Source organism: Streptococcus sp. KHUD_013 (assembly GCF_052588545.1).
In genome coordinates, this window is the sequence record NZ_CP186264.1 from 245,545 (window position 1) to 266,191 (window position 20,647).

Consider the following 20,647-nt stretch of genomic DNA (forward strand, 5'->3'; position numbering starts at 1 on the left):
TAATACTTGACATTGAGTAATATTGTAATATAATAGTTTTTATCAAATGAAGTGAGGGATCATCATGATGAAAAAATGGACAAGTTTAGCACTTTTAGGATTAACTTCTGCAAGCCTACTCGTAGCCTGTGGTTCAAAAAAAGAAGAGAACAAATCTTCTACCAAAGAAGCACAAACGACGGTGAAGTCTAGTCAGAAAAAAGCAAAGGCAGCTTCTGGTAAGAAAGAGACAAAAGCTACTGAAACGGATGCGCAAGAAGGGGCACAAGCTGCTTCTCAAGATGCAGGAAACTCAGGTCAAACCGATTCAGGATCTGCTGCAGCAAGCACTAACAAGGCCACAGATTCGTCTCAAATGGTGCCGGAAGAACTGGTAGGGACTTGGACAGGAACAACTGAAATTGCCAAAGATGTCCAAATGACCGTGGCCGCGGATGGAACAGTCACTACGACAGCAAACTTTTATCAAGCTGACTTGAATCCTGTTCGTACTGCAACAACGAAAGCCAAGGCAGTTCAAGCATCTGGTAATGTCTATTACTGGGAAACAGACGAACCTGGCGCTTTTGATGCCCTTCTTCCAGGGATTGCTGGACTTGGGGGAGCCAATATGAAGGTAAAACCCGGCTTCATCTTAGAAGAGGGCCATTATACACCGATTGTATTTGTAACAGGGCTTAATGAAGACTTTGATTATAGCAAATACAATGATTTCCGTGTTTCCCTTACAAAATAAAGAAAAATCCACGAATCCCTAAAGAGTCGTGGATTTCAGATTGAAGATAAAGTAATTTTAGAAACTTTCCTTAGGTGAGTACGGACGTCAGCGAACTTCTACGAAGTTCCATGACTTAATTTTGAGCCTAAGGTCTCAAAATTCCCGAGTGCCTGAAACACAGTTGTTTCAGGCACTTTTCTCACGCCGTAAAGTTTTTCATCTTCTTAAATGATTAAAAAATGAAAGTCATTTTTTAAAAATTATCCAGCTGTTTTATAAAAAAATAATAGTTTGTCTGCATTCAAAAATCCACGAATCCTTAAGGAGTCGTGGATTTTGTTTTAGATAAATTGTGTAATAAAGACAATGAGGATGACGATTGGAATCACAAAGCGAAGTAAGAAAATCCAGAGCTTGAAGAAGAAACGCTTGGTTTTCTCTTCTCCCACCTTGAGTTCTTCCTGGGCTAAGACTTGATCAAAGATATAGCCTGTAAATAGGGAGAGGCAGAGAGCTCCAAAAGGCATGAGGAGGTTGGAAACCAAAAAGTCCATGCAATCAAAGAAGGATTTTCCAAAGAGGGTCCACTTGGAGAGCACTCCATAGGAAAGGGCAGATGGAATCCCAAAGACAAAGGTCAGAAGGCCGATGATTTGGCTCCATTTAGCCCGCTGTTTGTTGTTTTGGTTGGTGACGTTCCCGACATTAATCTCTAACATGACGACGGATGAGGTAATGGTCGCAAAGAGGAAGAGAAGAAGGAAAAGCAGGTAGAAGAGGGTACCAAAAGGCATCTTGTCAAAGACTTGTGGCAGGACTACAAAGAGGAGGCCTGGTCCACTAGTAGAAGGGATTTGAAAGGCTGACATGGCTGGGAAGATCGCCAAACCCGCCATGATAGAAACGGCGATATTCATGAAGACGACGGAAATCCCGGATTGGACCAGGTCAGTATCCTTGTCCAAATAGGAAGCATAGGTTAACATGGCTGTCACTCCTAGCGAGAGGGCGAAAAATGATTGGCCCAAAGCGTAGAGCAGACCTTGGCTAGTCATCTTGGAGAAGTCTGGCTTGAGGAAATAGCTAACTCCCTCCCAAGCGCCAGGTAAGGTCAAGGAACGACCAATCATGACTAAGAAGATAATGAAGAGAAGTGGCATCATGAATTTTGAGGCCTTTTCAATCCCTTGTTCCACCCCCTTGGAAACGATCAAGACATTGAGGAGGATGAAGATGGCCTGGGCCCCAAGAGCCAACCAGGGATTTGAAATAATCTCTCCAAAGAGCTGGGTATAGTCACTAACTGAGAGAAGTTGGAATAACTCTCCCAAGGCGACTCCCAAATAAATCAGGATCCAGCCACCGATGACACTGTAGAAGGAGAGGAGGATGAACAGGGCAAAGGCACCAATCCAACCAATCCCATCATAAAGGCGACGGCCACCGAGTTTTCCAAAGGTCTTAATGGCAGAGACACCAGCTGCACGTCCAAGAGTAAATTCAGCCAGTAAGAGGGGGAAGCCGATAAGTAGAGTTGCTATCAAAAAAACAAGAAGGAAACTTCCGCCCCCGTTAGCGGCGGTCATATAGGGAAACTTCCAAACAGCCCCAAGGCCAATTGCAGAACCTGCAGAGGCTAGGATGAAGCCAATTTTGGAACCCCATTGAGATTTTTCCATATGGATTCTCCATTTCTAGTTCAAATATAGGAAGAAAGCAAAGGCCAGCAAAGCCTCTTTCATAGACAAAAGAAAAAGGCTATTTAGTACGAACTAAATAGCCATAAAAACGCAAAGTGACATCTCTTAGAAGATGACTCTTATGTTTGTTGCTGGATTTGTTCTAAAAATAATCCTAACATCTTTTGAAAAAGCTGTCAATAGTGGAGACTTCCGGCCACCCAACCGGTACAGAGGGCAGCAGTAATGTTAAAGCCTCCTGTATGGGCATTGATATCCAGGACCTCCCCAGCAAAATGAAGACCGGGGACCAACTTACTTTCTAAGGTCTTGGGATTGATTTCCTTGAGGCTGACGCCACCTTTGGTTACAAAGGATTTGGCCAAGGACATCTTTCCAGTTACAGGGATTGGAAGTTCCTTTACCTTAGTTAGTACAGCATCCACCTCTTTTGGAGAGAGTTGTTTCACCTTTTCCGGAAGATCCTGGGCAAAGAATTCCGCCAGACGTTCTGGCAGATAGGCCTTCAGAACATTCTTTAAGGACTTCTCGCGGTTTTCCTCTAGGATAGCTGAGAGTTCTTCCTTAGAATAGTGAGGGAGACTGTCCAGTGTCAGGATCTCTCCCCCCTTGACAAAGCTTGACATGCGAAGGGCGGCAGGGCCAGACAGGCCAAAGTGGGTAAAGAGGAGGTCATGGGTAATGTGGTGTTTGCCATAGTGGAGAGTCACATCGTCTAAGGAAATCCCTTGAAGGGCCTTGTGGGAGAAATCTGTCAGGAGGGGGCTTTCAGCAGCTTCTAGTTCCGTGATAGTGTGCTTAAAGTGACGCGCGATATCGTGGCCAAAGCCGGTAGAACCCGTCGAAGGGTAGGACTTTCCACCAGTTGTCACAATCAAGCGGTCCGCAGTCCAGGTCTCATCTTTGGATTTGATGACGAATTGTCCATCGATTTTCTTCACAGAGGTTACCTCTACCTGGCAGCGGACTTGACCGCCGAGCTCGGCAATCTTATCTGTCAGAGCTTGAATAATCGTTTGGGAACGATCTGAAGCTGGAAAGACACGACCATGGTCTTCGATCTTGAGCTTGACCCCGTTTTCTGTGAAGAAGCGGATGATATCATGGTTGTCAAATTGAGAGAAGACACTGTAGAGGAAACGTCCATTTCCTGGAATGCCTGCTAGGAGATCGTCCAGGCTTCCATTGTTGGTCACATTGCACCGACCTCCACCAGTCCCAGCTAGTTTTTTCCCTAGTTTGCGGTTTTTTTCCAAGAGGAGGGTTGCTTGCCCGTAGAAGGAACTGGAGATGGTGGCCATCATGCCAGCAGGGCCTCCTCCGATGACAATGGTATCGTAGTGGTTCATAAGGTCTCCTTTTTCTCGTCTCGTTTTATTTCCAGTTCATTGTAACATAAAAAATGGACCCTGTCCCTAGGCTCCACTTTTTATGAGTTAATTGTCTTCGTCTGGATTTTGACGGAGATGGATGGAATAACGCTTAGGTGGGTAAATGCCGATTTCAGGACCCCAGCGTGGGAAGAGCTGATTGGTTTTCTTCCCAGCAGCGTACTTGGCTTCTGCCGCCATTTCCCAGAGTTCTTCGTAGAGATCGCCCAGCAAGAAGTCGAGCTCTTGATAATAGAGGTCTGGCTTTCCGTAGTCACTGAGGCTTAGTTCCATCAAACCATAGACTTGTAGCTTATGGTCCATGAGTCTACGTCCGTCCACCTTGTTAGAGTGAACGATAATGCGTCCGAAGGGATCATTTCTTCGGATGCGTTCGAGCTCTTTGTAGGCGTTGATTCCAGAATTTCCTTGACAGGAGAAGAAGTAAATATTTTTCAAGTCATAGTCGATATAGGAGATATTTCCATTATAGACCAGCTTGACTGGTAGATTACGAACCCGTTTTTTCTCTAGATAGTTGTTAATATGTTCGACCAACATCTTAGAGGGATAATTGTATTCAATGACATAGATCATAGTTTTTTTCCTTTGCTATTGAGTAAATAACTGAGCTATCTTTCAGTTACGATTAGTATACAAGCTTTTGAAGTCAGATAGGGGGGAAAATCTATTTGGTTCATTTTTGAAGCTATTCGGTTCATTTTGGAGGAGCAAAGGAGAAAAAATCGCTAAAGGAATACGAAGAAAATGGGGAAGTGGGGGCGAAGAAGGGTATCTTCTTTTGAAAATGCAAAGAAAATTTACCGAAGTCTTTTATTTGTGCTATAATCAATGGGAAGTGACGTCATGGAAAGAAGGGTATCATGAGTTTAGAACAGTTAGAGCGGAAATCGCTCCAAGAAATCAATCAATCCGTCAAGGTTCCCAAGGGAACTTCTTTTTGGAGGACCTTATTATTGTTTTCAGGTCCGGGGAGCCTAGTAGCAGTGGGCTACATGGATCCTGGGAACTGGATCACCAGCGTTGTTGGAGGGGCTCACTATCGTTACTTGCTCTTGTCGGTGGTTCTCTTGTCTTCCTTGATTGCCATGCAATTGCAACAGATGGCTGGGAAACTAGGGATTGTCCATCGGAAAGATTTGGCCCAGACAACAGCGACGCATTTGCCCAAGTGGCTCCGCTATATGCTTTGGATAGTGATTGAATTAGCCTTGATGGCGACAGATTTAGCAGAAGTCATTGGTTCAGGGATTGCACTCCATTTGCTGTTCGGATGGCCCTTGCTCTTTTCTATTTTGGTCACCATCCTGGATGTCTTCCTCCTTCTCGGACTCATGCACTTAGGTTTTCGTAAGATTGAGGCTATTGTCTCCACCTTGATTTTGACCATTCTAGGGATTTTTATCTACCTTGTGGTCCTATCAAAACCAGATATAGGTGGCATTTTTGCTGGCTTTCTTCCTCAGAAAGAAATTGTAGGTATTGGTCTTCCCAAGGGATCACAAGCCTTGACGCTGGCCTTGGGGATAATTGGTGCAACCGTCATGCCTCATAATCTCTATTTGCATTCCTCCATTTCACAGACACGCAAGGTCGATTATGAGGATCCTGCAGATGTTCGTCGGGCTGTGCGCTTCATGACCTGGGACTCCAATATTGAATTAACCCTGGCTTTTGTTGTCAACTCTCTCTTGCTGATTCTCGGAGCGGCCCTCTTTTTTGGACATGCAGAAGAAATTGGAGCCTTCTCTAGTATGTATGATGCCTTGCAAAACAATGCCATTGCAGGAGCTATTGCAAGTCCTTTTCTGTCCACTTTGTTTGCTGTTGCTTTGTTAGCAAGTGGTCAGAATTCAACAATTACAGGCACTCTGACGGGTCAAATTGTCATGGAAGGTTTCCTTAGATTCCGCCTTCCTCAATGGCTTGTCCGCCTGTTTACACGGATGTTGGCCCTCACTCCTGTCCTGATTGTCGCCTTTCTCTTTGGAGACCAGGAAAGTGTTCTAGATGATTTGTTGGTCTATTCTCAAGTCTTCTTGTCTCTGGCTCTACCATTTTCAATTTTTCCCTTGGTTTACTTTACCTCCAATAAAAAAATCATGGGAGAATTTGTCAATGCAAAATGGAATACCTACTTAGCTTACGGAGTAGCGACTCTTCTGACTCTTTTAAACGTCCAACTCATTGTGACGACGCTCTTTAAATAAAAAATCAGCTTTGTCGGACGGGGAAAACATGCTATAATAGGAGAGAAGTCCCCATCTTGTCAGAAAATGGGCAGAAGTGGGCAGTAACCATTAAACAAGAGGGCCTAACCCCTTGATACGAAAGGAATCTAGAAAATCTTATGATGAATATGCAAGACTTAATCCATGGTTTTTTAAGTCTTGTTATCATTCAATATCGAAGTTTAACGCTTTTTGTGTTTTACTGAAACGATTTAATAGCATATAAATTAATAACAATAAGACAAAAAATAGACAATGCAGTATCTGAATTGTACATATAAAAAAGCAACATTAATTTTAATGTTGCTTTTTTTATTGTTTATTAACTCTGTGACTATTCAAATGATATAAATGCAAATCAAATTAAAAATGAAATAAGTTTTTGATTTAATTTACTTTCTCTGGAAACACTTTTATTAACGATAATCTCCAATATATTTACTACAACGCATCAAGATGATTTATCTACATATTTAAAACCATATCTCTCTGACAACTTTTTTATGTCACCTTCGATTTCTACTTTAGAAATATAATTGTATGCATATTCCCTATTAAAACCCTCTCTGAGGTTGGCTGTCTGTTGCCTCCAAGCCATCACAGATTCATCATCTATATATCCTTGTGGTATGCTAGCATGCCCTTTACTAATCAAATAATCCTCAAAATCATTTTCGACTTGCTTATAGTAGAATTCTGACCACACAGTTTCAACATTTACTATGTCTTCATAAGAAAAATCTTCATAAACAGAAGTGTAATTTACTATGTATTCATTATATACGCTTAACAACTTGAATTGTTCTTGAATCATATAATCTGCAGAATACTCCCCACTTACAGCTAACTTAGTATCACTCATATACCAGCTATAATCCTCTATCCCCCCGATGTAATTAGATAGAAAATTAAGAATCCCTAGTCTGCTCTCATAAATATTATCTAACGCTACCACATCAGGACTATCTGCGATTTGTAGAATCTTCTCTTTTAATTCATTGAGTATAAATGATTCTAAATCAAATTCTTTAAAATCTTCTATACCTGAAATCTTACTACTATAGGTTTCTTTCAGAGATTCTTTACATTTATAGAATATCCACCATTTGGCACCATCCGTATTATAGTAAGGGGCTGATTCCAAATATTCTGTTATCTGAACAGTATTAGGAAAATAACCAAGATGCTTCTTATGTTCCTGCAACATACGAAGCGGAGGGAACAGTTCTACTATCGTTTGGATTTGTGGCCTATACTTATCAAGTAAAAAATCGTATCCCATAGAGAATAGGGATGAGAGATATGCATCAATTTCCCAATCATCGCCAAACAACAAACTTTTTGATGATAAAAATCCTAAAGCATTTACAAATGACGTTGTAACTTTCTTAGTGATAAAGTTCTTTGCTTTTGTATTTTTATGCACAAAAACTGCTGCCACTATACTTTTATTATTACTATCAATTTCACGGTTACTTATTATACGACCATATTTTTCTTGAATTATGTCCCTTCTAACATTAACACGTTTTGAAATCATATCGGTAAGAAATGCATTAAAATCCATAATGAACAGAAACCTCTTCATTTTGTTCTTATTAGTAGTAAAACATTATTTGCTATTCAAGTCAAATGGTGGGGGATTTTTTATACTTTTTTCATAAAATTTCCCACCACTAATATTTTCAAATTGGATTATACTGTAATCATAAACAAGTAATAGTTACCAGCTATTATCTCTCCAATCGTTTTGGTAAAACGATTCACAATAGCCTAACTCGAGCATGGCTATTCTAAATTAGAAAGGTCTAAATATGACACAAAGAAGCATTACAGATTTTTTCAGTAATCAATCTACTACTGAACAAACACAAAACAAACTTGATATTCGTAACTCAGCTAGCATTAACATCACTCGAGTTTTAGCAACAAGCATTGCCGAACCTAAACCATACCACTCTCTAGTTGCGTTTGAAGAAATGAGCAACGGGAAATATAAACCCATATTTTCAGACACTCAAACAGGTTATGAGCTTCGTGCCATTGCCCCCTCCCCTAATGACATCACAAAAGATAAATTTGTTAAATTAGTTGTACCTACTCTTGAAATTGCTAAAAAATTACAATTTCGTGGTTTGTACAACTTGAAGAACCCTAAAGGGAAGAAAGCCTACAAATCATTTGACGTACTAGAAATCTATGCGGAAGATGTTGAACCTATCCGTATTCAATCAACAACAAATGAGGGACAATAAAATGCCAACAATTGAAACAGAAGAACAATACGTTCAAAAATATATCTCCCTTGCTCTCAGCAAGGAAGATACAGCCCAAAAGATCGCAAGAGTTGTTCGTTTTTGGTCAAAATATCCACATCTTAATAACGATCCATTTGCCTTGTATGAACAAATGAGAGATAACAACAAAGGGAAATTCGTAACACTCTTAACAAGTCTGTATGGGATTATTAAAGCAGATGTCGCACTAAATCCTTCTCACTATAACAATGAATAAATATCGGAGAATCATACGACGCTCCGACAGCAAGCTACGAGGCTACCAAGTGTCTTTGGTAGCTTTATGCTTTGCTGTATTTGGATTCGTCATAAGTCTTTTATCGTCTCTACTCATCATTAAGCTATTTGATTCCCATGACTTCAATAACATTATAGCACTGTCCTTTATATTCTTTACAATACTATCAAGCATCTTATTAATTATCACTTGCTATCTATTAAAAAAACGAGAACAAGTTTCAAAACTAATAACCCCACAGATGAATGTTAAGGCTAAAAGGGTTGCTAAACGTATCCATAGGTTATTTAACGACAAACAAATTACAGACGTATTGAAGCTATCAAATACCACACGATATGGAGAAGAAATGCCCGAAGTCTATGTTTTTATTGAAGATAATCTTTTAGAGGGATTCATCGGCATAGAGAACATAGCTAATGAACAAGCTAGCCGTGTAAAGTTTGAACAACGAGTGTCTGGAATACTGACTGGTGAATTTCAAAAATATGCTGTTGTCAGTTCGGAGCTAACCGCTGGAGACAGTTTTATACTTTTCCATTTCGAGGATACTCTGTCTTCTCAACGTTTGATTGTAGAAGACAATTCCGACTCACTCAAGCAGTACATATCAGAAAATTCTCATCACATAAGATTATCCAAAGACCTTGTATGGAAAACAGATGTAACTGCCCACCTCTCACTGATTGCTCGCACTAGGGCGGGCAAATCAGCTTTCGCTGGTCGCTATCTCGCTCGTCTAATGCAACTACAAGGCTGGATAGTAGAATATAACTCAGCCAAATACGACCGTTATGTAAAAGAATTTAATGGCGAATCTGAGCCAATTCAGATTGTAGAACGGGCAGAATTCTGGTGTAGTATAATGGATAAACGTCTAAAGGAAATCAACGTTGCAGGCAAAGAAAAATATCTGGAGATGGACAATATGCCACATATAGGTTTGTTCTTTGATGAACTAGGAAACCTCAACGCTTCCCTAGAGAGCCTTGATAAGACCGATAGGATGATAAAGGCAAAGCCTACTTCCCGTTGGACAACTGCTATCAATCGATTATCAGCTACGGGAGCGAGTGCAGGGATTACAATAATCGCCATCTCGCAATTTGCTACTAAGGAGGGGTTTTTGCCTTCGTTAGCTCGGGTCAATTGTTCTGACGCTGTCATTATGTTGGGAGGTGCCGCCGACTCTGCAACAGAACGTCAGTATTTAATGAGTGGATTTGCTGAAATGCTAAAACGTTCTTACGGCAAAGGTCAAGGACTAGCGCGTATTGTAGGAAGTGGACGAAAATGGGAGAACTCACCACATTACTATGAGACACCTTGGTTCGAGGAGTGAGAATCATATAAAATCTATTTTAGTATATGATTAGCGTAAGTCTATCTTATACTAAAATAGATTCATGACGCAGGCGACGGGTCACAAGGTCGCTCAGCTTTGAAAAAGCTGACTAATATCTAATTCTTAACTATTCTAACGCCTGCCCGGCAGTGGGCTTGTCAACTGCCGGGCGTATCAAAAAACAGATAGAACAAGGCTTTGAGCGTTCTTGATAAAATTCAAATCCTTGTTTTATCAAGGGAATAGTTAGAAGAATAATTAGATTAAACGAGGTAACTATAACTATGAGGAAGAAAGAAGCAAATCTTACTGCAATTATGTTAGTACAACAATTAGAAGATGATTATTGGCAAAATTGGGATGATATAACACCTGTACAGTTAGCTAGGGAAGGTAATATTCGCCCTTTACTTGAAGTCGTTACTGATAAGTTAAATAAAGCTGACATTCCTGTAAAGGAAGCCTATGGTATCAAACATGATAAAGATGAAATAAGCATTTGGAAGCAAGAACTAAAGAAAAACGTTAACGAAAAAAAAGTGGAACATATCCATTTCCTCTTCAAATTTGAGTTTGGTGCTTCATTGTCAAGGATCGCTCTCGCTACTGGTGTCAAACCACAATATCTTGAAAAACTCAAATCAGGACGTTATGGATACGAAAATTGTTTAGCTTACTTAATCCATGCGAAAGATGAAACTAAATACCAATATAAACCTGATGAGGTCGTGACTGTTAAGGGTGAAGATTATATCAGTATTTACCATCGAAGCATGAAAACTTGGGTTAAAGGACGAGCAACAAAAAAAGCAAAAGAAACAAATCTTAGTGTTGATTGGTTGATTGAACGTATTTTAGCTGGTGAAGTGACTAAACGTAATATCATGCTCACAGATGAATATTACTCAATTTACGGTCAACATAAACGTAAAATAAACGAAGCTTTAGAAACTATAGGAGAACGTAGAAGCTATCAAACAATAGCTGAACTAGAGGCAGGGAAATTTAAGAAGACAGTAATTTATATAACAGCTAGTAGCGGTGTAGGAAAAACGAAACTCAGCAAAGACCTGATAGAGATTATTCAAGCAACCGCAGTGCAAAATGGATTAAATTGGGAAACATGTATGACTGCTTCTACTAATGCATTCGACGAATACAGCGGTCAAGAAATTTTATTCCTAGATGATATCAGGGGGGACAGCTTCACTGTATCTGATTGGTTAAAGCTGTTGGATCCGCACACAATAAGTCCAATTTCAGCTCGCTATCATAATAAGATGGGCTCTGCTAGAGTGATTATAATAACAAATACAAAGTTACCAGCCGAACTATTTTATTTTTCTAAGGGGAATTGCAACGAAGATTTAGGACAATTTATACGAAGGATTGACCTATTAGTACACATACATAACGATATTTTTCACGTCTGTCCTCACGAGAAAAGAGTGGAAGAAAGTACAATAGAATCTGTCGGAATTAAGATTCGCGTAAGACACTCTTACAGCTTTCAAAAGTCTTCTGCTATTCAGCGAGATGAAGCACTAGAAAAAATACTTGAAACAGTGATGGCAAATATGAACTGGAACAAAAAAGGTTATCGATGTAAGCGACCAAACGAACAACGATAACCCAAACACTAAACAAAAATAGCACAACTACTTTTGTTGTTGCTATTATATCATAATTCTAATTAGAAGGAATATAATATGCAGTATAAAAAAATTCCAATAACACATTTCAAATTAACCACATGCCCGCTCGTCAATAAGAATGATCTAATGGCAATAACAGGGTACTCTGAAACTCAATCTAAACTACTAATAAGACAAGCTAAATTGCTTCTAGTTGAAAAAGGGTTTAATTGGTATAAGAACAAACGTGTCGGAAGAGTTCCGTTGCAAACAATAGAAGCTATACTAGGGTTTCCGATAATTTCTAAAAATGGTATAATTGAAAACGTACATGATGGTACTGCTATTCAGGAGGAGATCCAAGATGGTAGTAACTAGACAAAAAAATAAAAAATGGAGGGTTGACATAAGTGATGGCTATGATGCCGTGACTGGCAATCAAAAACGTCACAGAAAAACAGATTTTAAAACACGGAGAGAAGCTGAACGGTATGAGGCAGATTACCGGATTAATAAGTTACATCAAATCAAACATAAAGATAAAGTTACTGTTTCCTATCTATACTCGCTTGTTCAAGAAGAAGATGAACTTCGAGGCAATAAACGAGGGACAATAGATAGTCAGGAGTCTTATTATCGAGTATACATATCTAAATACTTCAAAAATGCAGACATGCGGGCAATTTCCGTTTCGGACATCAAAGAATATCGGAATTGGCTCAAAAGTCAGCCTAGTGTAAAAGGTGGAACTTTAACCAATTCCCATGTTAATCAGCAAATGATTTTCGTTCATAAAATGTTTGATGTTGCAATTGCTAATCGTATTCGACAAGATAATCCTTGTAACGGATTGAGACGGTTGCCACAGCAACATAAAGAAATGGCATACTATACACCTGAACAGTTCAAACAATTTGATTCACTTTTTGAAGAAGATGAGTATTCTTTCCAACTATTGTATCGTGTTTTGATGTACACAGGAGTTCGAATTGGTGAAGCTCTTGCTCTCACATGGGAGCAAATCAATCTTGATGAAAAGTACATAGATGTTAGGTACTCTGCATACTATCGAAATGGAAAAGTTCATATTGGGACAGTAAAGACCAGTCAGTCGAATCGTAGAATTTACATACATAGTGGATTTGCAGAAGAACTAAGAGAGTGGAAGGTAAAGCAACTTGAATTTCTGCAAGAATTCACCCAAAATCCAAGTAGTCTTCAAATTTATCAAACCACTCCTGAAGTATTGACTGCTCCAAATGTATCTAATTTTAGAGTAATACTTAAGAAACGGATGCCAGATAATCTAAAATTAATCCGTAACCACGATTTTAGACATTCACACGCAGCTTTCTTAGTATCTCAAGGTTTACGGAATGGCGAAGGAAAAGATTATATCTTTTTTACATTAATGAAACGTCTTGGTCATTCTAGTATCAATACCACAATTAATGTGTACTCGCATTTATTCCCAACACAACAAAAAGAAATCGCCTCTGCCTTTGAAAATTTTTAACAATAAGGCAAAATAAGGCAACGAAATTTAAACAAAAGGGTCTAAACCCTTGATACGAAAGGAATCTAGAAAATCTTATGATGAATATGCAAAATATGATGAAGCAAGCACAAAAGCTTCAGAAACAAATGGAACAAAGCCAGGCAGAATTGGCTGCTTCTCAATTTGTTGGCAAATCCGCTCAGGACTTGGTCGTCGCTACCTTGACAGGTGATAAAAAGGTGGTATCCATCGAATTTAACCCGGCAGTAGTAGACCCAGAAGATACAGAAACTCTTTCTGATATGACTGTTCAAGCTATCAATGCAGCCATCGAAGAAATTGATGCGGCAACCAAGAAAAAATTGGGAGCTTTTGCTGGTAAATTACCATTCTAAGCATACAGAGAAAACCTCTATCGATGATAGAGGTTTTAGATTGAAAATAAAGTCTTATGAAAAACTTTCCTTAGGTGAGTACGGACGTCAGCGAACTTCGAAGAAGTTCCATGACTTAGTTTTGAGCCTAAGGTCTCAAAACTCCCGAGTGCTAGAAACAATAGTGTTTCTAGCACTTTTCTCACAGCGGAAAGTTTTTCATCTTCTTAAATGACTAAAAAATATAAGTCATTTTTTGAAAGTCATCTAGCTGTTTTATGTAAAACACTAGTTTATCTATATTCAAAAACCTCTATCAGATGATAGAGGTTTTTTAGTCGTTAAAAAAATTGGAGAGGTCCAATCCACCAAAAGGAGAGGTCGAAAAGGATTCTTGTTCGGTTAGGAGTTGCCGGGCTCGGTCTGATTCGAGAAAGGCTTCATAAACGAGGGCAGTCATCCGGGCATCTTCTAGGCTATCGTGGGATTTTCCAGCTACTCCTAAAAACTGAGCAACTGTATGGAGCTGCAAGTTTTTAATCCCATGGAGGTCAGAAGGCCGGCGTTTAGAAGCTTCCTCAAAGACATCAACAGCATATTGGTCTGTGAACTCTAGCCCATTTTCCGCTAGGATAGGGAGGTCACTCTTGATGGCATTGTATCCAATGAGGGGACTATCTGCAACAAAATCTCGAAACTCCTCTAGAACTTGCTCGAGTGGGGGAGCTTGGAGGATTTTATCAGATGTGATCCCGGTGAGGCCATTGATAAAGCTCTTTAGTGGTTTATCCGTATAGGCATAGGAATCATAGTGGGCAACTTCTTGGCCATCTGCAAAGCGGACAGCAGAAACTTGGATAATGTGGTACTTTCCTTCAAATTGATTAAATTCTAAATCAAAGGAGACATAGTGGCTTAATTCTTTCAAGGGAACTCCTTCATCTAATGGGTGTTTTTGGATTTTCTAATTGTTGAGGGGAGTCAAAGGCATAGAAAAAACTGACCGAAGTCAGTTTTTAGCGACCAAAGACGCGTCTCCAGAAGCCTTTACTCTCTTGTTCTTGAACCTTTTCATTGGCTTGATCTAATTCCAATTTCAATGTTTCGCGGTCATTCATAGCCTGAAGGGTTAGCTGTTGCTGTTGGTCGAGCTGTTTGTCTTTTTCAGCGATCTGAACATCTTTGACACGCAACTGCTCATCCTTTTTAGCTAATTGCTCATCTTTGGATTTTAGCTGGTCGTCTTTTGCTTTTAGTTGTTCGTAGAGACGAACGATTTCAGCATTCTTCTCGTCGACTAGAATCTCCATCAGTTCCCGTTGCTTGACATCATCACTGACAGGCTCGTCTTCAAAGATGGTCTTTTTGTAGATTTCTTCTAGCTTGATCAAGCCACTACGGGTTACGACGGTAACTCCCTTATCATTTTTTTCTGTATCTTCAGGATCTAGGGCCTTGACACGGTTATTGACCGCTTGGCGACTAACTCCTAGAATTTCAGCAATTTCGCTGACTGTTTTTTCGATAGCCATAATATCCTCTATACTCTTTTTCTATGAAATACTCTCTTAGATATTATCATAAGTAGGCAAGGCTGTCAAATCAAGCAAGGGAAGGGACGACAAGGAAAAAGCATGAAATTCCTTAATCCATCTCAGGAAGGGTTAAGCTGGAGTTGGCCAGATCAATGGTGAGTTGGTAGTCCGTTTGGTCGCGGACGGTGATCTCAAAATCAGTTGTATAAAGGACGAGACGAAGAGTAGTGCCTTTCTCCAGTTTATAGATGGTTGGTTGGAGTTCAAAGTCGAGTTCCATCCATTCCCCTGGCGTCACGGCCTCAACCTCTAAGAGGTCATGACGGTTTTGAAGGTTGAGATACCCTTTTGTAATCACTCGTTGGCTAGTTTCCTTAAATGGCAACTCGGTCAAATTGTCTAGCATATGGTAGCGACCGTTATCAAGGGTGCGGACGGATAGGACAGCTGGATAGGGTTGGAGGTATTTCTTGCTTCCTAGCTCCATGAGTTGGGCTGAAAGCAGGCCTTTGTTTGTGCTAGATTGGAGTCGCAGGTGAAGGCGAGCTTTTCCGTTGAGGTGCAGGTCTTCTTCGATCGGAAGATCAATGGTCACTTGTTGGGCCTTATCTTGGTAGAGGTCGGTTAAGAAGGTCGGATAGGCCTTGCCATAGCGCTCATAGTCTTCTGTCGCATAGCGGTTTTGGATGACTTTCTCACCATCTCCGAGTGGGAAGGCCCGCTGTGCTGTTTGATTGCCAAAGTCTTCCAATGAGGTCCAACTTTGCTCTCTTGTATTGTCCTGCCAGATGACGGTTGGCAATTCATAACTTGAATCATAGCCCAGTAATTTTTTAGAGAGGAGGGCATTCATACTCTCACGGAAGTCAATAGACTGCCAGTTGTTGAGGTAGACATGGGCACCATTGTGATAGAAGAGGTGTTTCTTGATGTTGGCTGGAAGGGATTGGAACATGTTAAAGACGTGAAGTGGCTTCACGTTCCAGTCTTGGGAACCATGAGTGAAGACGACCTCTGCCTTGACTTTGTCTGCCTGAAGGAGATAGTTGCGGTCGTGCCAGAATTGGTTGTAGTCACCTGTTTTGCGATCCAATTGCTTCTTAACCTCTTCCAAATCAGCGACATGGGCTGCATGGTGGCGGAGATAGTCTCCAGCCCGAAGGGCACGTGAATAAGTCAACTCAGCAAGCGAATCAAAATCCTCTCCAGGATAGCCACCAGGACTCGTCACGAGTCCGTTTTCACGATAGTAGTTGTACCAAGAAGAGATACCGGCTTCTGCGATGATAACTTCTAGGCCATCGACACCTGTGGTAGCCAGTCCATTGGACATGGTCCCTAGGTAGGACAAGCCCGTCGTAGCAACCTTGCCGTTAGACCAATCGGCCTTGACTTGGCGTTGGCGACTGTGGTCTGTAAAGGCCCGGCAACGGCCGTTGAGCCAGTCGATAACATTTTTATAGGCCTCGATTTGACGGTAATCTCCATTGGTCATCAAGCCTTGAGAGTCCTTGGTCCCTAAACCGGAGACGTAGAGATTGGCAAAACCACGAGCGAGAAGGTAGTCATTGAGGGTATAACTGGAGTTGATATGAGTGAGGGTTTCTTCAGCCTCAGAGACCAGTTGAGCTGAACCGACAGGATCCACCAATTCTAATTGAGGTTCTTCTACTTGGATGGTATGAGGTTCTTTGACCTCGAGGTCCACATTCATATTATAGAGAGCCTTGTCGCTAGCCTTGTCATTGGTTCCTTGGTGATAAGGGCTGGCAGTCATGACGGCTGGGATTTTTCCTTCATAGCGTGGGCGAATAATATTGACCTTGACCAAATCCGGAAGACCATCCTGGTCGCTATCAACTCGACTCTCCACATAGACCACTTCACGGATTACATCATGGCAGTTAAAGGTAGCTAGACTTTTTCCGTTGAAAAAGTGGTAGCGGTTGTCTTCGGGGATCAAGCCATCGCTGACCAACTGCTCAATTAGTAAATTCCCTTTGACTGTTCGAGTATTGAGGAGGTGGTAGAGGTTTTCTACCAAGTTTCCATACTCAATCGGAAATTGGACTTCTTTCAAGAAGCTATCCGTATCTTCAAAATCAATAAAATAGCGGAAACCGAGTAATTGGAGGGCTACTGTGTAAAAAATGTTCGGAGACCATTCGCAGTCAGATTGGATATACGTTAAAAAGTCTGTTTTAGAATCCACCACTAGGTTAGAGAGGGGATAATCTGTATCTTTATAGGTGAAGTAAACCTTGCGGACAAACCATTCAAACAGTTCTTTTTCTGGGAGGTGGGTGGGAAGGTCAAACCCAATTTCTTTTAGTTCCTTAAGAATGTCTTTTTGGTCAACAGATAGATAGCTATATTGATTGTATTTCATAGACTGCTCCTTTTATCAGTTTCTTTGTTCTTTACTTTTTATATTATACTTGATAAAATAGTATTTGTCTAAAGACCTTTCGTCTATAAGGAGAAGGAATATTGAAAAAAATATCTTTTGAACAAGTTGCAAGAAGACGGACCTTATTGTTTGGGGTTCTTGCCGTCATTTTTGGGATTCTCATTTTTCGAAACGGCGTTGGTTTCACCAAATTTTCCTTGGATCTATTAGCCATTTACTTTTTAGTTGATGGACTAGGAAGCTTTCTTCTTCGCTTTTTGTTACGTAGCAAGTCTATTTCCTATAGCCACTCTATTTGGTTTATTTTTCTTTCACTTGCGTTGATCTGGTTGAATCGACTGAGTAGTCTGCCCGTAAACTTAGTTGTGATTTGTTTAGGGGCATATCAGTTGGGGAGTGCCATTGTCTATGGGATCACATTTTGGCTTTATAAGGCCAATCGGGTAAAAGGAGGCTGGCTCTATTTATGGGATGCGCTTTTAAACGGTGGGCTTGGTCTAGCAACTGTCTTGGAACCTGGTTCAGATGGGCACTTCCAATTTATCCTCTTGGGGGCTTATCTGGTCTTGTTGGGGATTTCTAATATTCGAGATGGTATTTTATTTGACAAAGACCAACAAGGCCAAGAGTTAAAACGTCGCTTTCGTATTAGCCTACCGGTTATCTTTGCAGCCTTTATCCCTGCTAAGGAGTTAAAACGGTTTAACCAGTTTCTTCAAAAAGGGAGCTCGGCGGGACACACAGGCCCTTATCGATTGGTGAAAAAAGAAGAAGAGGCAAGGGAATTAGAAATTTTGGTTCATACTTCTGACAGCAACTTATTTGGAGCGATTGGGCATGTAGATATTTGTTATCAGGGGAAGGTCATTTCTTACGGAAGTTACGATCCCTTTTCAGAGCGTCTATTTGGGACGATTGGGGATGGCGTACTGTTTAAAGTGGATAAGGAACCATACATCGAACTATGTAAAAAAGAGAGTCAAAAGACGCTGTTTGGCTACAGCCTATCCCTTACCGAAGAAGAGAATCAGGCAGTAGAGAAGCGTCTAGCTGAAATTGATCAGTTGTTAGAACCTTGGGATCCACCTAGGAGGTTACTGGAAGACGGTCAGCCGACCTACGCTTACAAATTGAAATATGATTTAGGGGCTGAGCTATATAAATTTACTTCTTCGCGTTTTAAATCTTACTTTGTTCTGTCTACTAATTGCTGCCTGTTAGCAGATTCCATTGTGGGACAGGCAGGAACGGCTGTATTAGATGTGCGTGGAGTGATTGCACCAGGGACCTATCAGGATTACTTAGAATACGAATTTGAAGCTCCAAACGGGCGGGTCCATACACGAACAGTATACTAAAAAAAGAAAGACAGATTTTTATTTTTGAAAAATCTGTCTTTTTTGCACAAGATTTCTTGTAAAAAAAAAGAAAATCTTTTAAAATATAAAAGACTTGGAGGAATTATGTGCATAAATAAGATTAGTAGTATTTCACCTGTATTAAAAACAAACAATCGAAATGTCAATCAAGAATTTTTTGAAAAGGTCTTAGGAATGAAAACCCTGTTGGAAGATGGGGCTTTATTATCCCTTGGAGATCAATCGAAGACAGATCGCCTCTATTTAGAGGAATCCCCTAGTATGAGAACCCGCAAGGTGGAGGGCCCAAAACGCCTGGCTTGCTTAAAGATTCGCGTGACCAACCCACAAGAAATTGAGTGGCTTCTGGCTCGTGGACATCAAGTTGATCGCCTCTTTAAAGGAAAAAATGGCTATGCCTTTGAAGCCCTTTCGCCAGAAGGAGATCGTATCTTGCTCCATGCGGAAGAGCAAGTGGGCAGTTTAACTGAAATTGAGGAAGTTCCAGATTTTCAAGCGAATGAAGAGTTTACAACCTTGACGGAGTTTTTCGTAGAAAAGATGGTGCTTCGAGTACCTAATGTAGAGACTTCTACAGCTTTCTATCAACAACTACCTGGCTTAGAAGATTATTTAGAGTTAGAAGCATCAGATGGTCCGGACCTTACACTAGCAAATGGACAGACTTGGGACCTTTGTCAGGTCAAGGTCATTTTAGAGCCATTTGTAGCAAGTGAACTAGCCTCCTGCTTTGGAGATCAGGTAACTTTTGTACCAAAAAGGCAACAATTTGTCTTGGTTGAGGATCCAAGCAAGATTGAATGGTGGTTCGAAGCCTAAGCAAGTCTTTGGCTGATTGAAATGAGTGAAGAAAAATGGAAAAAATCATCCAAAAAATTCAAGAGCAAATAGGAGCAGGCATCTACCCAGGTGCCTCTCTTGCTCTCTATCAGAAGGGAAGCTGGCAGGAGTATTACTTGGGACTGGCTGATCCAGCCAAGCAAGAGCCAGTTATTGCCGGCTTGACCTATGATTTGGCCAGTGTGAGTAAGGTCGTCGGAGTTGGAACGGTTCTTGCTTTTCTGGTCCAACAAGGGAAAATCGATATCGATCGTCCCTTAGCTTCCTACTATCCGGATATGGAGCAGGCAGAGGTGACCATCCGTCAGCTCTTGACCCATACTTCTGGTTTGGATCCTTTCATCCCCGGACGAGATGACTTGGATGCTGAGGGCTTAAAAGAAGCCCTGCACCGTTTGAAGCTCAAGGACAATCGCCAGTTCCACTATACAGATGTCAATTTTCTTTTGTTGGGCTTTCTTCTGGAGAAGTGGTTTGGTCAGGATTTGGCCCAGATTTTTCAGGAGCAAGTTTTTACACCTTGGCAAATGAAGGAGACTACTTTTGGTCCGGTTTCTCAAGCGGTGCCAACCCTTCGTGGCGTTCCAGCTGGCGTCGTCCATGATCCGAAAGCGCGTGTACTGGGAGTCCATGCCGGAAGTGCAGGTCTGTTTTCGACCATTAGAGATATGGAAATTTTCCTGGAGCATTATTTACAGGATCCTTTTGCAGAAATCCTTTCCCAGAACTATGCTTTAGAAGAAGGAAAGACGCGCTCTCTGGCCTGGAATCTGGAAGGAGACTGGTTGGACCATACAGGTTATACAGGAACCTTCCTTCTCTATAATCGTAAGCTCCAGTTGGCAGCTGTTTTCTTATCCAATCGGACCTATGAAAAAGATGAGCGGGCCCAATGGATCCTAGATCGGAATCAACTCATGGAGCTCATCAAAACAGAAATGGAAGGGACCAGTAAAAATCCTTCCTAAGACGGAGAAAGAAGCGTGGTTTAGCCATCGCTTTTTTTCTTTATTTATATTAAAATGGAAGGAGAGAAGATTGTATCTAGCAATCTATA

Annotated in this window: 19 protein-coding genes; 12 read left to right on the plus strand and 7 right to left on the minus strand. The window is 40.9% G+C overall.

The features are described from left to right. Positions 1-64: 64 nt before the first annotated feature. Positions 65-736: a hypothetical protein gene (locus tag ACOXXR_RS01070; protein ID WP_023027293.1), complete on the plus strand. Its 672-nt coding sequence runs from the start codon at positions 65-67 to the stop codon at positions 734-736. Between the two features lie 323 nt (positions 737-1,059). Here ACOXXR_RS01070 and ACOXXR_RS01075 read toward each other — a convergent pair whose 3' ends face one another. The 3 genes from ACOXXR_RS01075 to ACOXXR_RS01085 form a co-directional block, all read right to left on the minus strand. Further along, on the minus strand, positions 1,060-2,397 hold the full coding sequence (locus ACOXXR_RS01075) for a sodium-dependent transporter (protein WP_314368955.1): 1,338 nt from the start codon (positions 2,395-2,397) through the stop codon (positions 1,060-1,062). Positions 2,398-2,594: 197 nt separating this feature from the next. Next, positions 2,595-3,767 (minus strand): NAD(P)/FAD-dependent oxidoreductase, encoded by a 1,173-nt coding sequence (locus tag ACOXXR_RS01080; RefSeq protein ID WP_445278569.1) that lies wholly within the window; start codon positions 3,765-3,767, stop codon positions 2,595-2,597. A gap of 87 nt (positions 3,768-3,854) precedes the next feature. Further along, positions 3,855-4,385: a hypothetical protein gene (locus ACOXXR_RS01085; RefSeq protein WP_006595548.1), complete on the minus strand. Its 531-nt coding sequence runs from the start codon at positions 4,383-4,385 to the stop codon at positions 3,855-3,857. A gap of 287 nt (positions 4,386-4,672) precedes the next feature. Between ACOXXR_RS01085 and ACOXXR_RS01090 the strand changes: the two genes are divergently transcribed. Next, complete coding sequence (locus ACOXXR_RS01090; RefSeq protein ID WP_006595549.1) at positions 4,673-6,019, plus strand: Nramp family divalent metal transporter; 1,347 nt, start codon at positions 4,673-4,675, stop codon at positions 6,017-6,019. A 472-nt stretch (positions 6,020-6,491) separates the two neighbouring features. On the opposite strand, the gene ACOXXR_RS01095 is transcribed toward ACOXXR_RS01090, so the two are convergent. Beyond that, entirely contained in the window at positions 6,492-7,607 is a 1,116-nt protein-coding gene (locus ACOXXR_RS01095; RefSeq protein ID WP_445278570.1) for a hypothetical protein, read from the minus strand. 247 nt (positions 7,608-7,854) lie between these two features. Here ACOXXR_RS01095 and ACOXXR_RS01100 point away from each other — a divergent pair, with 247 nt between their 5' ends. The 7 genes from ACOXXR_RS01100 to ACOXXR_RS01130 all read left to right on the plus strand — a co-directional run bounded on the left by ACOXXR_RS01100 (position 7,855) and on the right by ACOXXR_RS01130 (position 13,447). Then, positions 7,855-8,295: a hypothetical protein gene (locus ACOXXR_RS01100; protein WP_445278571.1), complete on the plus strand. Its 441-nt coding sequence runs from the start codon at positions 7,855-7,857 to the stop codon at positions 8,293-8,295. A gap of 1 nt (position 8,296) precedes the next feature. After that, positions 8,297-8,554 carry a hypothetical protein gene (locus tag ACOXXR_RS01105; RefSeq protein WP_445278572.1) on the plus strand — a complete coding sequence of 86 codons (258 nt, stop codon included), beginning with the start codon at positions 8,297-8,299 and terminating at the stop codon, positions 8,552-8,554. A gap of 49 nt (positions 8,555-8,603) precedes the next feature. Next, entirely contained in the window at positions 8,604-9,917 is a 1,314-nt protein-coding gene (locus ACOXXR_RS01110) for a cell division protein FtsK (protein ID WP_445278573.1), read from the plus strand. 287 nt (positions 9,918-10,204) lie between these two features. Next, a complete protein-coding gene (locus ACOXXR_RS01115; RefSeq protein ID WP_445278574.1) occupies positions 10,205-11,551 on the plus strand; it encodes a Rep family protein in 1,347 nt (448 codons plus the stop codon). 78 nt (positions 11,552-11,629) lie between these two features. Continuing rightward, positions 11,630-11,932 carry a DUF3173 family protein gene (locus tag ACOXXR_RS01120; protein WP_445278575.1) on the plus strand — a complete coding sequence of 101 codons (303 nt, stop codon included), beginning with the start codon at positions 11,630-11,632 and terminating at the stop codon, positions 11,930-11,932. Then, entirely contained in the window at positions 11,919-13,070 is a 1,152-nt protein-coding gene (locus ACOXXR_RS01125) for a site-specific integrase (RefSeq protein ID WP_445278576.1), read from the plus strand. The genes ACOXXR_RS01120 and ACOXXR_RS01125 overlap by 14 nt, the downstream gene beginning before the upstream one ends. 77 nt (positions 13,071-13,147) lie before the next feature. Beyond that, on the plus strand, positions 13,148-13,447 hold the full coding sequence (locus ACOXXR_RS01130) for a YbaB/EbfC family nucleoid-associated protein (RefSeq protein ID WP_048690824.1): 300 nt from the start codon (positions 13,148-13,150) through the stop codon (positions 13,445-13,447). A gap of 313 nt (positions 13,448-13,760) precedes the next feature. Here ACOXXR_RS01130 and ACOXXR_RS01135 read toward each other — a convergent pair whose 3' ends face one another. The 3 genes from ACOXXR_RS01135 to ACOXXR_RS01145 form a co-directional block, all read right to left on the minus strand. Continuing rightward, positions 13,761-14,354 carry a 3'-5' exonuclease gene (locus tag ACOXXR_RS01135; protein WP_048690821.1) on the minus strand — a complete coding sequence of 198 codons (594 nt, stop codon included), beginning with the start codon at positions 14,352-14,354 and terminating at the stop codon, positions 13,761-13,763. Between the two features lie 88 nt (positions 14,355-14,442). Beyond that, on the minus strand, positions 14,443-14,958 hold the full coding sequence (locus tag ACOXXR_RS01140) for a DUF536 domain-containing protein (protein WP_048690819.1): 516 nt from the start codon (positions 14,956-14,958) through the stop codon (positions 14,443-14,445). A 112-nt stretch (positions 14,959-15,070) separates the two neighbouring features. After that, a complete protein-coding gene (locus ACOXXR_RS01145) occupies positions 15,071-17,350 on the minus strand; it encodes a Xaa-Pro dipeptidyl-peptidase (protein ID WP_445278577.1) in 2,280 nt (759 codons plus the stop codon). A gap of 101 nt (positions 17,351-17,451) precedes the next feature. Between ACOXXR_RS01145 and ACOXXR_RS01150 the strand changes: the two genes are divergently transcribed. The 3 genes from ACOXXR_RS01150 to ACOXXR_RS01160 all read left to right on the plus strand — a co-directional run bounded on the left by ACOXXR_RS01150 (position 17,452) and on the right by ACOXXR_RS01160 (position 20,558). Next, positions 17,452-18,729, plus strand: coding sequence for an HdeD family acid-resistance protein (locus tag ACOXXR_RS01150; protein ID WP_023919173.1), 1,278 nt, complete (start codon positions 17,452-17,454; stop codon positions 18,727-18,729). A 105-nt stretch (positions 18,730-18,834) separates the two neighbouring features. Then, positions 18,835-19,569 carry a CppA N-terminal domain-containing protein gene (locus ACOXXR_RS01155; RefSeq protein ID WP_048715754.1) on the plus strand — a complete coding sequence of 245 codons (735 nt, stop codon included), beginning with the start codon at positions 18,835-18,837 and terminating at the stop codon, positions 19,567-19,569. 35 nt (positions 19,570-19,604) lie between these two features. Further along, a complete protein-coding gene (locus ACOXXR_RS01160) occupies positions 19,605-20,558 on the plus strand; it encodes a serine hydrolase domain-containing protein (RefSeq protein ID WP_048715756.1) in 954 nt (317 codons plus the stop codon). The last annotated feature ends 89 nt before the right edge of the window (positions 20,559-20,647 follow it).

Excerpts from the sequence above, each read along its gene's own strand:
- ACOXXR_RS01070 (WP_023027293.1), top strand. The coding sequence starts at position 65 with ATGATGAAAAAATGGACAAGTTTAGCACTTTTAGGATTAACTTCTGCA.
- ACOXXR_RS01075 (WP_314368955.1), bottom strand. The coding sequence starts at position 2,397 with ATGGAAAAATCTCAATGGGGTTCCAAAATTGGCTTCATCCTAGCCTCT.
- ACOXXR_RS01080 (WP_445278569.1), bottom strand. The coding sequence starts at position 3,767 with ATGAACCACTACGATACCATTGTCATCGGAGGAGGCCCTGCTGGCATG.
- ACOXXR_RS01085 (WP_006595548.1), bottom strand. The coding sequence starts at position 4,385 with ATGATCTATGTCATTGAATACAATTATCCCTCTAAGATGTTGGTCGAA.
- ACOXXR_RS01090 (WP_006595549.1), top strand. The coding sequence starts at position 4,673 with ATGAGTTTAGAACAGTTAGAGCGGAAATCGCTCCAAGAAATCAATCAA.
- ACOXXR_RS01095 (WP_445278570.1), bottom strand. The coding sequence starts at position 7,607 with ATGGATTTTAATGCATTTCTTACCGATATGATTTCAAAACGTGTTAAT.
- ACOXXR_RS01100 (WP_445278571.1), top strand. The coding sequence starts at position 7,855 with ATGACACAAAGAAGCATTACAGATTTTTTCAGTAATCAATCTACTACT.
- ACOXXR_RS01105 (WP_445278572.1), top strand. The coding sequence starts at position 8,297 with ATGCCAACAATTGAAACAGAAGAACAATACGTTCAAAAATATATCTCC.
- ACOXXR_RS01115 (WP_445278574.1), top strand. The coding sequence starts at position 10,205 with ATGAGGAAGAAAGAAGCAAATCTTACTGCAATTATGTTAGTACAACAA.
- ACOXXR_RS01120 (WP_445278575.1), top strand. The coding sequence starts at position 11,630 with ATGCAGTATAAAAAAATTCCAATAACACATTTCAAATTAACCACATGC.
- ACOXXR_RS01125 (WP_445278576.1), top strand. The coding sequence starts at position 11,919 with ATGGTAGTAACTAGACAAAAAAATAAAAAATGGAGGGTTGACATAAGT.
- ACOXXR_RS01130 (WP_048690824.1), top strand. The coding sequence starts at position 13,148 with ATGATGAATATGCAAAATATGATGAAGCAAGCACAAAAGCTTCAGAAA.
- ACOXXR_RS01140 (WP_048690819.1), bottom strand. The coding sequence starts at position 14,958 with ATGGCTATCGAAAAAACAGTCAGCGAAATTGCTGAAATTCTAGGAGTT.
- ACOXXR_RS01145 (WP_445278577.1), bottom strand. The coding sequence starts at position 17,350 with ATGAAATACAATCAATATAGCTATCTATCTGTTGACCAAAAAGACATT.
- ACOXXR_RS01155 (WP_048715754.1), top strand. The coding sequence starts at position 18,835 with ATGTGCATAAATAAGATTAGTAGTATTTCACCTGTATTAAAAACAAAC.
- ACOXXR_RS01160 (WP_048715756.1), top strand. The coding sequence starts at position 19,605 with ATGGAAAAAATCATCCAAAAAATTCAAGAGCAAATAGGAGCAGGCATC.